Origin of the sequence: Pseudomonas sp. CG7 (assembly GCF_023701885.1) — a bacterium.
GTDB lineage: Bacteria > Pseudomonadota > Gammaproteobacteria > Pseudomonadales > Pseudomonadaceae > Aquipseudomonas > Aquipseudomonas zanjanensis.
This window is the reverse complement of record NZ_JABAEE010000046.1, coordinates 1-13776: the sequence shown is the minus strand read 5'-3', so window position 1 is coordinate 13776 and position 13776 is coordinate 1. Positions and strand designations below refer to the sequence as shown.

11 protein-coding genes and 1 pseudogene are annotated in these 13776 nt (G+C 62.8%); 4 read left to right on the top strand and 8 right to left on the bottom strand.

Annotation, left to right across the window (positions count from 1 at the left end; all coding sequences use genetic code 11):
• Positions 1–231: 231 nt before the first annotated feature.
• A complete protein-coding gene (locus HGO40_RS18700) occupies positions 232–2451 on the bottom strand; it encodes a heavy metal translocating P-type ATPase (protein ID WP_250964215.1) in 2220 nt (739 codons plus the stop codon).
• An 86-nt stretch (positions 2452–2537) separates the two neighbouring features.
• Between HGO40_RS18700 and cadR the strand changes: the two genes are divergently transcribed.
• A complete protein-coding gene (gene cadR / locus HGO40_RS18695) occupies positions 2538–2984 on the top strand; it encodes a Cd(II)/Pb(II)-responsive transcriptional regulator (RefSeq protein ID WP_186730349.1) in 447 nt (148 codons plus the stop codon).
• A 136-nt stretch (positions 2985–3120) separates the two neighbouring features.
• Here cadR and HGO40_RS18690 read toward each other — a convergent pair whose 3' ends face one another.
• The 3 genes from HGO40_RS18690 to HGO40_RS18680 form a co-directional block, all read right to left on the bottom strand.
• Positions 3121–4092 (bottom strand): thymidylate synthase, encoded by a 972-nt coding sequence (locus tag HGO40_RS18690; protein WP_250964214.1) that lies wholly within the window; start codon positions 4090–4092, stop codon positions 3121–3123.
• A 49-nt stretch (positions 4093–4141) separates the two neighbouring features.
• On the bottom strand, positions 4142–4951 hold the full coding sequence (gene lgt, locus HGO40_RS18685; protein ID WP_250964213.1) for a prolipoprotein diacylglyceryl transferase: 810 nt from the start codon (positions 4949–4951) through the stop codon (positions 4142–4144).
• A 68-nt stretch (positions 4952–5019) separates the two neighbouring features.
• Positions 5020–5802, bottom strand: a complete 783-nt coding sequence (locus HGO40_RS18680; protein WP_250964212.1) for a sulfite exporter TauE/SafE family protein — start codon at positions 5800–5802, stop codon at positions 5020–5022.
• Between the two features lie 284 nt (positions 5803–6086).
• On the opposite strand from HGO40_RS18680, the gene HGO40_RS18675 reads away from it, so the two are divergent.
• The gene (locus tag HGO40_RS18675; protein WP_250964211.1) at positions 6087–6833 is read left to right on the top strand and encodes an NRDE family protein; all 747 of its coding nucleotides are present in this window, start codon (positions 6087–6089) and stop codon (positions 6831–6833) included.
• Positions 6834–6959: 126 nt separating this feature from the next.
• Here HGO40_RS18675 and ptsP read toward each other — a convergent pair whose 3' ends face one another.
• Together ptsP and HGO40_RS18665 are read right to left on the bottom strand one after the other, a co-directional pair.
• Complete coding sequence (gene ptsP / locus HGO40_RS18670) at positions 6960–9239, bottom strand: phosphoenolpyruvate--protein phosphotransferase (RefSeq protein ID WP_250964210.1); 2280 nt, start codon at positions 9237–9239, stop codon at positions 6960–6962.
• Positions 9240–9261: 22 nt separating this feature from the next.
• Entirely contained in the window at positions 9262–9741 is a 480-nt protein-coding gene (locus tag HGO40_RS18665; RefSeq protein WP_003186867.1) for an RNA pyrophosphohydrolase, read from the bottom strand.
• Between the two features lie 143 nt (positions 9742–9884).
• Between HGO40_RS18665 and HGO40_RS18660 the strand changes: the two genes are divergently transcribed.
• Entirely contained in the window at positions 9885–10541 is a 657-nt protein-coding gene (locus HGO40_RS18660) for a histidinol-phosphatase (RefSeq protein ID WP_250964209.1), read from the top strand.
• Positions 10542–10639: 98 nt separating this feature from the next.
• Here the strand turns inward: HGO40_RS18660 and HGO40_RS18655 are convergent, their stop codons facing one another.
• Positions 10640–11065, bottom strand: coding sequence for a DUF2269 family protein (locus HGO40_RS18655; protein ID WP_250964208.1), 426 nt, complete (start codon positions 11063–11065; stop codon positions 10640–10642).
• A 45-nt stretch (positions 11066–11110) separates the two neighbouring features.
• Positions 11111–12625: pseudogene (ilvA, locus tag HGO40_RS18650) on the bottom strand (threonine ammonia-lyase, biosynthetic).
• 298 nt (positions 12626–12923) lie between these two features.
• Here ilvA and rpiA point away from each other — a divergent pair.
• Positions 12924–13598, top strand: coding sequence for a ribose-5-phosphate isomerase RpiA (gene rpiA / locus HGO40_RS18645; protein WP_250964207.1), 675 nt, complete (start codon positions 12924–12926; stop codon positions 13596–13598).
• The last annotated feature ends 178 nt before the right edge of the window (positions 13599–13776 follow it).

The following is a 13776-nucleotide window of genomic DNA, read 5'->3' as shown; positions in this document are numbered from 1 at the left end:
CCGCCCAGCGGGAGCAAGCTCCCTCGCCACAGGGATACGTCGCAAACTTGAACTCTGGGTTGCTGGAACAGGCTTTGCACCTGCTCCAGCACCGCGTTGGCTGACATACCGCTATCGCGAGCAAGCTCGCTCCCACAGTGGTTCTCTGTTGCCCACAGAATATGTGTTCACTGGAGCTCCCTGTGGGAGCGAGCTTGCTCGCGATGGGTCCAGCCCAATCACCCCGTTTTTTTATTTGCGCAACAACCGCAACCCATTGAACACCACCAGCAAACTCACCCCCATGTCGGCAAACACCGCCATCCACATGGTGGCGAACCCGGCGAAGGTGACCCCGAGAAAGATCGCCTTGATCACCAAGGCCAAGGCAATGTTCTGTTTCAGAATGCTGGACGTCTGCCGCGACAGGCGAATGAAGGCCGGGATCTTGCGCAGGTCATCGTCCATCAAGGCGACATCGGCGGTCTCGATGGCCGTGTCGGTGCCGGCCGCCGCCATGGCGAAACCGATTTCCGAACGGGCCAGGGCCGGGGCGTCGTTGATGCCGTCGCCCACCATGCCGACGCGGTGACCCTGGGCGTACAGCGCTTCGATGGCTTGCAGCTTGTCTTCCGGCAACAGGTCGCCCCGCGCCTGATCCATGCCCACCTGTGCGGCAATCGCTTCGGCGGTGTGGGCGTTGTCGCCGGTGAGCATCAGGGTCTTGATGCCCAGTTCATGCAGTTGCCGGATGGCCTCGCGGCTGGAATCCTTCACGGTGTCGGCCACGGCAAACAGCGCCAAGGGGCCTGTAGCGTCGAGCAGCAGCACCACCGACTTGCCTTGTTTTTCCAGGGTGAAGAGTTTTTCTTCCAGTTCGGGAGAGCACAGGCCGAGGTCTTCCACCAGGCGGTGGTTGCCCAAGTGATAGGTCCGGCCGTCGATGTCGCCGCGCACGCCGCGCCCGGCCAGCGCGGCGAAGTTATCCACAGCCTGCTGCACCACTTGCTTATCCACCGCCGCGTTGGCAATCGCCCGGGACACCGGGTGGTCGGAGCGGGCGGCGAGGCTGGCGGCCAGGGCCGGGGCTGTGCTTTCCAGAGTAGGGTCCAAGGCCACATAGTCGGTTTGCACCGGTTTGCCGTGGGTGATCGTGCCGGTCTTGTCCAACGCGAGATAGTCGAGCTTGTAGCCGCCCTCCAGATAGACGCCACCCTTGACCAGGATGCCTTTGCGCGCGGCGGCGGCGAGGCCGCTGACGCTGGTCACGGGGGTGGAAAGCACCAGCGCGCACGGGCAGGCGACCACCAGCAGCACCAGGGCCCGGTAGATCCAGTCGAACCACAAGGCGCCCATGAACAGCGGAGGAATGACCGCTACCGCCAGGGCCCGGGCACACACCGCCGGGGTATAGAGCGTCGAAAAGCGGTCGACGAAGCGCTGGGTCGGCGCCCGGGAGCCCTGTGCCTGTTCCACGGCGTGGATGATTCGCGCCAGGGTCGATTGATCGGCCGCCGCCGTCACCCGATATTCCAGTTCGCCAGCCTGGTTGATGGTGCCGGCGAACACTTTGTCACCGGCGATTTTTTCCACCGGCAGGCTTTCACCGGTAATCGGTGCCTGGTCGACGGTCGAGCGGCCGGCGATCACCTCGCCGTCCAGGCCGACGCGTTCGCCGGGCCGCACCCGCACCCGCGCGCCGAGGGCAATGGCCTTGACCTCCTGGACCTGCCAGGTGCCATCGGCCTGCTGCACGGTGGCCTGTTCCGGGGCCATCTGCATCAGGCCGCTGATGGCGTTGCGCGCCCGATCCAGGGATTTGGCTTCGATCAGTTCGGCCACGGTGAACAGGAACATCACCATTGCCGCTTCCGGCCATTGGCCAATCAGCACGGCGCCGGTCACGGCGATGCTCATCAGCGCGTTGATGTTCAGGTTGCGGTTCTTCAGGGCGATCCAGCCCTTCTTGTAGGTACCCAGGCCACCGCTGAGGATCGACACCAACGCCACCAGCGCGACCACCCAGTTTGGCGCGGCATTGGTGAAGTGGATCACCTCGGCGCCCAGGGCCGTCACGCCGGACAGCGCCAACGGCCACCAGGGCTTGGCCGGGGCGGGCAGGTCGTGGCTTTGCGGTTTCTCGCCCGCAATCAGCGGGTCGGCCTGCATGCCTAAGGATTCGATGGCCTTGATGATCGGCGCGGCGCTGGGCAGATCGTGGGTCACGCCCAAGACGCGGTTGATCAGGTTGAACTCCAGTCGCTGCACGCCTTCGAGTTTGCCGAGCTTGTTCTGGATCAGCGTCTGTTCGGTAGGGCAGTCCATGGCTTCGATGCGGAAACTGCTCAGCCGCGCGCCGTCCGTCGGCGTTTTGCCGAGATCGACCACCGCCGGCGCTGCTTTCGAGGCGCAGCAGGAATGCCCGTGGTCATGGCCGTGGTCGGGTTTGTGGATGTGAAGGGAATCGCTCATCGGGTGACGTCCGTGAAAAGTGCCTGTTGCGCAGTAAAGACCCTGTAGCCACTATAGGGTCAAGCACCTATTGGGGAGATCGCACCATGAAGATCGGAGAACTGGCGAAAATCACCGACTGCCAAGTCGAAACCATCCGCTACTACGAGCGCGAAGGCCTGCTGCCGGAACCGGCCCGCAGCGACGGCAACTACCGCGTCTACACCCAGGCCCATGCCGAACGACTGACGTTCATCCGCAACTGCCGCACCCTGGACATGACCCTGGAGGAAATCCGCAGTCTCCTGGCCCTGCGCGACAGCCCCCAGGATCAATGTGAAAGCGTCAATGCGCTGATCGACGAACACATCCACCACGTCAAGGCCCGCATCGATGGCCTGCTGGCCTTGCAGGCGCAACTGATCGACCTGCGCCATCGCTGTGGTGAAGGGCCGGATCTGGATCAATGCGGGATCTTGCAGCGGTTGGAGGTGAGCGGGGCGGTGGCGCCGGAGGTGGAGCATTCACATGTGGGCAGGAGTCATGGGCATTGAACTGCTCTTGAGGCACATGGCGATCTAATGTGGGAGCGAGCTTGCTCGCGATAGCAACCTATCAGTCAACATTGATGTTGAATGTACTGGCCCTATCGCGAGCAAGCTCGCTCCCACAGGGGAATGGTGGTGTTTTCTAGACCGCCATCGGCGCGGTCATCGGCGCGTGGTGCTGGTAGCCTTCGAGGGAGAAGTCGCTCGGTTCCACCAACTCCAGCCACTCAGGTTGGTACACGCCAGTCTTGGCAAACTCTGGCACGCGCTCGGAAATCACCAGCTTGGGCATCGGGAACGGCTCGCGGGTGAGCTGTTCGTTGAGCATGTCCAAGTGGTTTTCGTAGACGTGGGCGTCGCCGATGAAATAGGTGAACCAGCGCGGCGTGTAGCCGGTCAGGCGGCCTATCAGGCTCAGCAGCGCGGCGCCTTCGGTGAGGTTGAACGGCGTGCCCAGGCCCAGGTCGTTGGAGCGGATGTAGAGGGTCAGGGAAATTTCCCTGGTCTCGACATTCGGGTGGAACTGGTAGAGCAGATGGCACGGCGGCAGGGCCATTTCATCAAGCTGTGCGCAGTTCCAGCCGTGGAACAGGATGCGCCGGCTGCCCGGGTCCTTGATGATGGTGTCGACGCACTGGCGAACCTGGTCGATGGCCTTGTACAGCACCACGTAGGCCTGGCCGTTTTCTTCGCCCTCGGCGATCTGCCGGTAACCCTGGGCCAGCGTCTGCTCGATGGCCGCCGGGTTGCTTACCGGAATCTGCTTATAGGCCGGCCACTTGCGCCACTGCACGCCGTAGATCTCGCCCAGGTCGTCTTCGCCCTGGCGGAACGGGTTGGCCAGCCACTGGGCGTTTTCGTTGGCGTTCTGGTCCCAGACCTTGCAGCCCAGGGCGCGAAACTCAGCGGCATTGTTCACGCCACGGAGAAAACCGCACATCTCGCCGATGGCCGATTTGAAGGCCATCTTGCGAGTGGTGATGGCGGGAAAGCCTTCCTTCAAGTCATAGCGCAGCATGGCGCCGGGGAAGCTGATGGTGTTCACACCGGTGCGGTTGGCTTGCTTGGTGCCGTTCTTGATGACGTGGGCCACCAGATCGAGATATTGCTTCATGGGTTACCTGTGTCCTTGAACCCGGGGCCTGCGCCCCGGGGTTCGAATTTTAAACCTTGGCCGCCGCAGCCGGCGCGCGATGATAAGCCAGCCAGATCAGCGCCAGGCCACCGATGATCATCGGCAGGCACAGCACCTGGCCCATGGTCAGCCAGTTCCACGCCAGATAGCCGAGCTGGGCATCCGGCACACGGACGAATTCGACGATGAAACGGAAGATGCCATAGAACAGCGCGAACATGCCCGACACCGCCATGGTGGGGCGCGGCTTGCGCGAGAACAGCCAGAGGATCAGGAACAGTGCCACACCCTCGAGGGCGAACTGGTACAGCTGGGACGGGTGGCGCGGCAACTGCGCCGGGTCGCTGAACGGCGGGAAGATCATCGCCCAGGGCACGTCGGTCGGCTTGCCCCACAACTCGGCGTTGATGAAGTTGCCGATGCGCCCGGCACCTAGGCCGATCGGCACCATCGGCGCGACGAAGTCCATCAGCTCGAAAAACGCCTTGTTGTTGCGCTTGCCGAACCACAACGCCGCCAGCATCACCCCAATGAACCCTCCGTGGAACGACATGCCGCCCTTCCACACTTCGAAGATCAGCGTCGGGTTGGCCAGGTAGGCACTCAGGTCGTAGAACAGCACGTAGCCCAGGCGTCCGCCGACGATCACGCCCATGGACAGCCAGAACACCAGGGCGGAGAGCTTTTCCTTGTTCCAGGTCGGGTCGAAGCGGTTGAGCCGGCGCGACGCCAGCCACCAGGCGCCGCCGATGCCGATCAGGTACATCAGGCCGTACCAGTGGATTTTCAGCGGGCCGATGGCCAGGGCTACCGGATCGATCTGCGGGTAAGGCAGCATTGATATTCCTCGTAAACGTCAAAAATACCCGCGCGCCGCTGCCACCACGGGATTAAGCCAGGATTGCGTCAGAGCAGAAAACTCACCCCCACGCAGAATAGCAAGGCGGCGAACAAGCGCTTGAGCAAGCGTGGCGACAGGCGATGGGCCAGCCGCGCACCAAAGCGGGCAAAGATCATGCTGGTCAAGGCGATGCCCAGCAGCGCCGGCAAATACACAAAACCGAGACTATGGGCCGGCAGCAACGGATCGTGCCAGCCCAGAATCATGAAACTTAATGCACTGACCAGGGCGATCGGCAAGCCGCAGGCCGATGACGTCGCCACCGCTTGTTGCATCGGCACGCTGCGCCAGGTCAGGAACGGTACGGTCAGCGAACCACCACCGATGCCGAAAATCGCCGAGGCCCAGCCGATCACCGTGCCGGCTACGGTCAGCCCAGCCTTGCCCGGTACGGTGCGGCTGGCCTTGGGCTTGAAGTCCAGGGCCAGTTGCACGGCAACGACCAAGGCGAACACGCCAATGATCTTTTGCAGGTGCGGGCCGGAAATCGCTTCGGCGGTGATCGCGCCGAAACCGGCACCGATCAGGATGCCGACGGTCATCCAGGCGAATACCGGCCAGCGCACCGCGCCTTTGCGCTGATGTTCGCGCACGGCATTGACCGAGGTAAAGATAATCGACGCCAGGGAGGTGCCGACGGCCAGGTGCGTCAACACCTGCGGGTCGAAGCCCTGCAGGGTGAAACTGAATACCAGCACCGGGACGATGATGATCCCGCCCCCTACACCAAACAACCCGGCCAGCACGCCGGCGCAGGCGCCGAGTAGCAGATAGAGCACAAATTCCACCAGACTCTCCCCGCCCATCCCCGAAATAAGAGCGGCATGGTAACGGATCGAGGGGCTTGGGCTCTACTGAAGGCGATGGATGCGTCAGTGATGTATGGGTAGAGTGGTGGGGATGCGACGAATAGCCTTTGTGGCGAGGGAGCTTGCTCCCGCTGGTGGGCGAAGCCCACCCAACAAGGCTTTTGGGGCTACTTCGTAGCCCAGCGGGAGCAAGCTCCCTCGCCACAAAGGTGGTGTTCGGCTTTATTCTTTTAACGGATTGGCATTGTTAACAGGACAACCTGATGTGCCTGATCGTATTTGCCTGGCGCCCTGGCCACGCCCAGCCGCTGGTCGTGGCGGCCAACCGCGACGAGTTCTACGCCCGGCCGACCTTGCCCCTGGCCCAATGGCCTGACGCGCCCCATGTCCATGCAGGGCGCGACCTTGAAGCCGGCGGTACTTGGCTCGGCATCGGCGCCGAGGGCCGTTTTGCCGCGCTGACCAACATCCGCGACCCAGGCCAATTGCCGGCCTTCAAGTCCCGCGGTGAGCTGGTGGCGCGGTTCCTCACCGGGAATCTGTCGATTGCCGACTACCTGAGCGAAGTCGTGCCCCGTGCTGGCGAATACGGTGGCTTCAACCTGCTGCTCGGCGATGGCGCCGAGCTCTGGCACTACAACGCCCGTGATACCCGGCCACAGCAATTGGCCAGGGGCGTGTATGGCCTGTCGAACGCTGGGCTGAACACGCCATGGCCCAAGTTGCTCAAGGCCCGGTTGGCGCTGGAGGAGGTGCTGGACGATCCGCAACCCCAGGCCTTGTTGGCGTTGCTGAACGATCCACAACCTGCGCCGGTGGCTGAACTGCCCGACACCGGCGTCGGGCTGGCGACCGAGGCATTGTTGTCGAGTGTGTTCATCGCCAGCCCGGCTTATGGGACGCGGGCGAGTACGGCGCTGATTGTCCATGCCGATGGGACGCGGCAGATGGTCGAGCGCAGCTTCGGGCCCCATGGGGGGCATTTGGGGGAAGTGGCGCTACACATTTGAATGAGAGTCACTTGTGGCGAGGGAGCTTGCTCCCGCTGGTGGGCGAAGCCCGCCCAAAAAAGCCTTGGGGCTACTTCGTAGCCCAGCGGGAGCATGCTCCCTCGCCACAAATGCTCGCTGAACTGTCTAGAGGGTCTTGTTCGAAGCTGGATTGATCCTCCGCGCCAACCCAAGGTTCTTCAGCGCCAGTTGCAAGGAGCTGTGGATCACTTGCGGGTTGTCGATGGTCATCACTTCCGCCAGCAGTTCCTGGGCCTTGCTGAGGTTGATCTGGCGCAGCATCCACTTCACTTTCGGCAGGTTGGTGGCGTTCATCGACAAACTGTCGAACCCCATCGCCATCAGCAGCACCGCGGCCGCCGGGTCGCCGGCCATTTCGCCGCAGATACTGACCGGCTTGCCTTCGGCATGGGCGTCACGCACCACGTTCTGCAAGGCTTGCAGCACCGCCGGGTGCAGATAGTCGTATAGGTCGGCGACCCGTGGGTTGTTACGGTCCACGGCCAGCAGGTATTGGGTCAGGTCGTTGGAACCCACCGACAGGAAGTCCACCTGCCGCGCCAGTTCCTTGGTCTGGTACACCGCGGCCGGAATTTCGATCATCACGCCGACCGGCGGCATCGGCACGTCGGTGCCTTCGTCGCGGACTTCGCCCCAGGCCCGGTGGATCAGGTGCAGGGCTTCTTCCAGTTCATGGGTGCCGGAGATCATCGGCAACAGGATGCGCAGGTTGTTCAGGCCTTCGCTGGCCTTGAGCATGGCGCGGGCCTGGACCAGGAAGATTTCCGGGTGGTCGAGCGTTACGCGGATGCCGCGCCAGCCGAGGAACGGGTTGTCTTCCTTGATCGGGAAGTAGGACAGGGACTTGTCGCCGCCGATGTCCAGGCTGCGCATGGTCACCGGTTGTGGGTGGAACGCGGCCAGTTGTTCGCGGTAGATCGCCAACTGTTCTTTTTCGCTGGGGAAGCGCTGGTTGATCATGAACGGCACTTCGGTGCGGTACAGCCCCACACCTTCGGCGCCACGCTTTTGCGCCCGGGCGACGTCGGCCAGCAGGCCGGTGTTGACCCACAATGGCATGCGGTGGCCATCGAGGGTAATGCACGGCAGGTCCCGCAGCGCATCCAGGCCCAGGGACAGTTGCTTTTCTTCCTCCACCACATCGGCGAACTGCTTGCGCAGCACGTCGCTGGGGTTGGTGTAGACCTCGCCGTGGTAGCCGTCGACGATCATCTGGATGCCGTCGACCTTGGAATACGGCAGGTCCACCAGGCCCATCACCGTCGGAATGCCCATCGCCCGGGCCAGGATCGCCACGTGGGAGTTGCCCGAACCCAGTACCGAGACCAGGCCCGCCAGCTTGCCTTCGGGCACTTCGCCGAGCATGGCCGGGGTCAGCTCTTCACTGACCAGGATGGTGTTGTCGGGGTAGACCAGGGTCTGCTGGCGCTCCTGCTGCAAGTACGCCAGCAAGCGACGGCCAAGGTCCTTGACGTCCGAGGCGCGCTCACGCAGGTAGGCGTCGTCCATCAATTCGAAACGGTTGACGTGGTCGGTCACCACCTGGCGCAGCGCACCCTGGGCCCATTGGCCGGTCTTGATGACGGTGGTCACTTCGCTGCCCAGGGAGGCATCGTCGAGCATCATCAGGTAGACGTCGAACAGTGCGCGTTCTTCGGGGCGCAACTGCGTCGCCAGCTTGGCCGACAGGGCCCGCATGTCGGCCCGCACGCCTTCGATGGGGGTCTTGAACAAGCCCAGCTCGGCATTGATGTCGGCGCCGGTTTTGTCCGGCACCACGTCGAGGGCGGCGGGCGGCAACATGACCACCGCCGTGCCCACTGCCGCGCCCGGTGACCCCGGCACACCGACGAACTTCGCTTCCTGGATACCCTTGCCCTGGCGCCCCAGGCCGCTGATCGAGCCAGTGGCCTCGGCGTGGGCGATAACCCCGGCCAGTTGCGCGCTCATGGTTACAAGGAAGGCTTCTTCACCTTCGTCGAACTGTCGGCGCTCTTTTTGCTGGATGACCAACACGCCGACGACGCGGCGGTGGTGGATGATCGGTGCGCCAAGGAACGACGCGTAGCGTTCTTCGCCCGTTTCGGCAAAGTAGCGGTAGCGCGGGTGATCCGCGGCGTTTTCGAGGTTCAGGGGTTCTTCGCGCGTGCCGACCAGACCGACCAGGCGTTCATTGGGCGCCATGCTCACCTTGCCGATGGAGCGCTTGTTCAAGCCCTCGGTGGCCATCAGCACGAAACGATTGGTCTCGGGGTCCAGCAGGTAGACCGAGCAGACCTGGCTGCCCATGGCCTCTTTGACGCGCAATACAATAATCCCCAACGCCGCCTTGAGATCCTTGGCGGAGTTAACTTCCTGGACGATCTTGCGCAGCGTATTGAGCATGGCTCGGGGTCGAACTCCGTCGTCAGTCGCGCGTCAGCAGGCGCGGGGCAAGCTCTTTGAGGGCGCGTCGGTACACCTCGCGCTTGAATGTCACCACCTGGCCCAACGGATACCAATAGCTGACCCAGCGCCAGCCATCGAACTCCGGTTTACCGGTCAAATCCATCCGCACCCGCTGCTCGTTGGAGATCAGGCGCAGGAGAAACCATTTCTGCTTCTGGCCGATGCACAGCGGTTGGCTGTGCGTCCTGACCAGGCGTTGCGGCAAACGATAGCGCAACCAGCCTCGGGTGCAGGCGAGTATTTCGACATCTTCGCGCTCAAGCCCCACTTCTTCATTCAACTCGCGGTACAAGGCCTCTTCCGGCGTCTCCTGGGGGTTGATCCCACCCTGGGGAAACTGCCAGGCATCTTGATTGATACGGCGTGCCCATAGCACCTGCCCAGCATCATTCGTAAGAATGATCCCCACATTGGGACGGAAACCATCGGGATCGATCACGGCAACAACCTCGCAAACGCATGTCGCCGCATTGTTCCACAAAGGTTGTGAAAGCAGCAACGAGCGTCCCTAGCTTATGTGCACTCTTGTGAAAAGTCCGTATTCTGGACGCCTTTCTTTAGATTTTTCAGCGAGTAACTGCGATGCGGCTGGCTTTATTCGACTTGGACAACACATTGCTGGGCGGCGACAGCGACCACGCGTGGGGCGATTACCTGTGCGAGCGCGGTTTTCTGGACGCTGTCACCTATAAGGCGCGCAACGCCGCGTTCTATCAGGATTACCTGGCCGGCAAGCTCGACAATGCCGAGTACCTGAACTTTTGCCTGGAAATCCTCGGCCGTACCGAAATGCACATCCTGGCCCAGTGGCACTTGGACTACATGCGCGACTGCATCGAGCCGATCGTGTTGCCCCAGGCCATCGAACTGCTGAAAAAGCACCGTGACGCCGGCGACAAGCTGGTCATCATCACCGCCTCCAACCGCTTCGTTACCGCGCCAATTGCCGAGCGCCTGGGGGTCGAAACCCTGAGTGCCACCGAGTGCGAGATGGTCGACGGGCGCTACAGCGGACGCAGCACCGACATCCCGTGTTTCCGCGAGGGCAAGGTGACCCGGCTGAACCGTTGGCTGGAAGAAACCGGGTACTCGCTCGACGATAGCTACTTTTATAGCGATTCGATGAACGATTTGCCGTTGCTGGAAGCGGTGACGCATCCGGTGGCGGTGGATCCGGATCCGAATCTTCGGGCTGAGGCCCAGAAGCGGGGTTGGCCCGTGATTTCGTTGCGCGGCTGATATAGCTATCGCGAGCAAGCTCGCTCCCACAGGGGGAACAACCCAAATCCAGTGTGGGAGCGAGCTTGCTCGCGATAAAAGCGACGCGGTCCAAAGCCTTAAACCGGCTTGGCCCCCATCAACCCCGCAATGGCGACAAAGCAGACGACGCTGAACAGTGCCAGGGCAAAGGTAAACTTCCCGCTACCGCCTGGCGCCCTGCGCAATGTGTTCAGCCGCACCAGCAGCCAGAACCCCGCCCGCGCCGCCAAGGTGTACAGCACGCTGGAAGCCAGTAGCCAGGTCTGTCCCAGTGGCCAGCCGATTTGATGAACCATCCACCAGCCGGTGAATGGCAGGCTAGCCAGCGCCAGGATCATGACCAGCCAGATGAACAGCCGCGGACGTTGCAGCGTGCGCGCCGCCGCCGTGGCGTCGCCGTTGTGGCGCGTGCGCCAGACCCAGATGGCCAGCCCCAGGGCACCCGCCAGCAGTAATACAGTGGCGATGCCGTGGGCGATCTTCAGCGCGGTCAATGTTTCCATGGGTTCGATTTCCTTAAGTCTTGCTCACAGCCTAGCCCGGCTTTATCAACCCAGGAACAACTGATAGGCCGGGTTATCGCTTTCATCCCAGTACGGGTAGCCGATCTCTTCCAGGGCGGCCGGGACCAGGTGGCGTTCATCGTGGGGCACTTGGAGCCCCGCGACCACACGGCCATCCGCCGCGCCATGGTTGCGGTAGTGGAACATCGAGATATTCCAGCGTCCACCCCGCTTGTTCAAGAAGTTGAACAGCGCCCCCGGACGTTCCGGGAATTCGAAGCGCAGCACCACTTCGTCGATGACTTGGGCCGCATGCCCGCCGACCATGTGGCGAATGTGCAACTTGGCCAGTTCGTTGTCGGTCAGGTCCAGCACCGGGAAGCCTTGTTCGGTGAGGCTGGCGATCAGCGCGCTGCGCGGGTCGTTTTCCGGGTGGGTCTGCCCGCCGACGAAGATGTGCGCTTCGCTGCCGGTGTTGTAGCGCTAGTTGAATTCGGTGATCTGGCGCTTGCCCACGGCGTCGCAGAACGCCTTGAAGCTGCCCGGCTTCTCGGGGATGGTCACGGCGATGATCGCTTCGCGGCCCTCGCCCAGCTCGGCGCGCTCGGCGACATGGCGCAAGCGGTCGAAGTTGACGTTGGCGCCGGAGTCGATCGCCACCAGGGTCTGGCCGCTGATGTTCCGTGACTCGACATATTTCTTGATCCCGGCCACGCCCAGTGCGCCGGCAGGTTCGGTGATCGAGCGGGTATCGTCGTAGATATCCTTGATGGCGGCGCAGATCTCGTCGGTGCTGACGGTGATGACTTCGTCCACGTGGTGCTTGCAGATATCAAAGGTGTGCTGGCCGATCTGTGCCACGGCAACGCCGTCGGCGAACAGCCCCACGGTCGGCAGCACCACGCGCTCGCCCGCGGCCATGGCCGCTTGCAGGCAGTTGGAGTCGTCCGGCTCGACGCCGATGATCTTGATGTCCGGGCGCAGGTATTTCCCGTAGGCCGCGATCCCGGCGATCAGCCCGCCACCGCCCACCGGGACGAAAATCGCAGCCAGGCGCCCAGGATGCTGGCGCAGGATTTCCATCGCCACGGTGCCCTGCCCGGCAATGGTGGGGGGATCGTCATACGGGTGGATGTAGACGTAGCCCTTTGCGTCGACCAGTTGCAGCGAATAGGCCAGGGCTTCGGGAAACGAGTCACCGTGCAAGACCACTTTGCCGCCACGGGAGCGCACGCCTTCGACCTTGATTTCCGGCGTGGTCTTGGGCATCACGATGGTGGCCTTGACCCCCAGCACCTTGGCCGCCAGGGCCAGGCCCTGGGCGTGGTTGCCCGCCGAAGCCGTGACCACGCCGCGTGCGCGTTCTTCGTCGCTGAGCTGGGTCAGCTTGTTGTAGGCCCCGCGAATCTTGAACGAGAACACTGGCTGCAAGTCTTCACGCTTGAGCAAGATGCTGTTGCCCAGCCGCGCGGAGAGCTGGCGAGCGGCCTGCAGCGGGGTTTCTACGGCAACGTCGTAAACGCGCGAGGGGAGGAGCTTTTTGACGTACTGTTCAAGCATCGGAAAGCATCACTGAGCGGGTTGGGCAGGGCCAAGGAGTCTAACCCGGCTTTTGGCCGGGCGACCACACGATTAAGGCACTTTGAGCGCAGAAACCCCGTGGCGAGGGAGCTTGCTCCCGCTGGGTCGCGCAGCGGCCCCTTCGATATGCGGTAGACATCAATCACGACTGCTTCGCAGCCGAGCGGGAGCAAGCTCCCTCGCCACACGGGCTCGGTGCCAATCAGGCAATGACCAGGGCCCTTTCGGCGCCTATAATGCCGGCCTTTCGTTCTCTCTCGGCACCTTCGGAGCCCGCATGACCCAGGATCAACTCAAACAGGCCGTGGCCCAGGCCGCCGTCGACCTCATCCTCCCGAAACTGGATGACAAGAGCGTCGTCGGGGTCGGCACCGGCTCCACGGCCAATTGCTTCATCGACGCGCTGGCGCAACACAAGGGTGCGTTCGATGGCGCAGTCGCCAGCTCCGAAGCGACCGCTGCGCGCCTCAAGGGCCACGGGATCCCGGTGTACGAACTCAATACCGTCAGCGACTTGGAGTTCTACATCGACGGCGCCGATGAAAGCGACGCGCACCTGAACCTGATCAAGGGCGGCGGCGCGGCCCTGACCCGCGAGAAGATCGTCGCGGCGGTGGCCAAGACCTTCATCTGCATTGCTGACGCCAGCAAACTGGTGCCGGTACTCGGCGGGTTCCCATTGCCGGTGGAAGTTATCCCCATGGCCCGTAGCCATGTGGCCCGCCAACTGGTGAAACTGGGCGGGGACCCGGTGTATCGCGAAGGCGTGCTGACCGATAACGGCAACATCATCCTGGATGTGCACAACCTGCAGATCACTAACCCGGTGGAACTGGAAAGCCAGATCAACGCCATCGTCGGCGTGGTCACCAACGGTTTGTTCGCTGCTCGCCCGGCGGATGTGCTGTTGCTGGGGACTGCTGATGGGGTGAAGACCCTGTGGGGTGAATAAGCCGGGCTGACTCAACACCGAACCCTGTGGGAGCGAGCTTGCTCGCGATAACGGTCTATCCGACACATCAATGTTGGCTGACCCACCGCCATCGCGAGCAAGCTCGCTTGTATGGTAGGACTTGAAGGGAGGAGGAGGGACAAGGCTCGATTCTGACTGTTCGCGCAGTACAGACCGT

Excerpts from the sequence above, each read along its gene's own strand:
- HGO40_RS18700 (WP_250964215.1), bottom strand. The coding sequence starts at position 2,451 with ATGAGCGATTCCCTTCACATCCACAAACCCGACCACGGCCATGACCAC.
- cadR (WP_186730349.1), top strand. The coding sequence starts at position 2,538 with ATGAAGATCGGAGAACTGGCGAAAATCACCGACTGCCAAGTCGAAACC.
- HGO40_RS18690 (WP_250964214.1), bottom strand. The coding sequence starts at position 4,092 with ATGAAGCAATATCTCGATCTGGTGGCCCACGTCATCAAGAACGGCACC.
- lgt (WP_250964213.1), bottom strand. The coding sequence starts at position 4,951 with ATGCTGCCTTACCCGCAGATCGATCCGGTAGCCCTGGCCATCGGCCCG.
- HGO40_RS18675 (WP_250964211.1), top strand. The coding sequence starts at position 6,087 with ATGTGCCTGATCGTATTTGCCTGGCGCCCTGGCCACGCCCAGCCGCTG.
- ptsP (WP_250964210.1), bottom strand. The coding sequence starts at position 9,239 with ATGCTCAATACGCTGCGCAAGATCGTCCAGGAAGTTAACTCCGCCAAG.
- HGO40_RS18660 (WP_250964209.1), top strand. The coding sequence starts at position 9,885 with ATGCGGCTGGCTTTATTCGACTTGGACAACACATTGCTGGGCGGCGAC.
- HGO40_RS18655 (WP_250964208.1), bottom strand. The coding sequence starts at position 11,065 with ATGGAAACATTGACCGCGCTGAAGATCGCCCACGGCATCGCCACTGTA.
- rpiA (WP_250964207.1), top strand. The coding sequence starts at position 12,924 with ATGACCCAGGATCAACTCAAACAGGCCGTGGCCCAGGCCGCCGTCGAC.